The 605-nt window shown below is 71.1% G+C and carries 1 protein-coding gene; it reads left to right on the forward strand.

Annotated elements, in window-relative coordinates:
* On the forward strand, nt 1-586 hold a 586-nt coding region (locus ENZ74_RS33720; RefSeq protein WP_206522409.1), incomplete at its 5' end, for a nicotinate-nucleotide--dimethylbenzimidazole phosphoribosyltransferase.
* Nucleotides 587-605: the final 19 nt, after the last annotated feature.

Genomic DNA, 605 nt, shown 5'->3' on the forward strand with positions numbered 1-605 from the left:
GATCGGTGCCGCCACCATGGCCTTCGGCATGGAAGCGATCGCCGGCGGCACCGATCTTTTGTGTCTCGGCGATCTCGGCGTCGGCAACTCCACCGTCGCCGCCACCCTGTTTGCGGCGCTGTTCGGGGGCGGGGGCGCCGACTGGGCCGGCCCGGGGTCAGGCGCCGATACGGCGATGCAGGCACGCAAGGCGGACGTGGTCGATGCGGCGCTGGCTTTTCATGGCGGCCATCTCGGCGACCCGCTCGAGGCGCTGCGCCGGGTCGGCGGCCGGGAATTCGCGGCGATCGCCGGTGCCATTCTGGCCGCGCGGATGCAGAAGATCCCGGTGCTGCTCGACGGATTGGCGGCGACGGCAGCCGCAGCGGTACTGCATGGCGTCAATCCCGCCGCGCTCGACCATTGCCTGCTGGCCAGCCTGTCGCCGGAACCCGCGCATGCACGCGCCGCCCAACGGCTCGGCTTGCGCCCGTTGCTTGATCTGGGCATCAGCCATGGCGAAGGGGCAGGGGCCGCCCTTGCAGCGGGTCTGGTCAAGGCCGCCGCGCTGACCAGTTCGGGCATGGCTGCGGCGGTACGCGGTTAGGGCTTGAGGTATTACCGCC

This window comes from Mesorhizobium sp. M7A.F.Ca.CA.002.15.2.1 (assembly GCF_003998715.1).
In the GTDB taxonomy this organism is placed as follows: Bacteria; Pseudomonadota; Alphaproteobacteria; order Rhizobiales; family Rhizobiaceae; genus Mesorhizobium; species Mesorhizobium ciceri.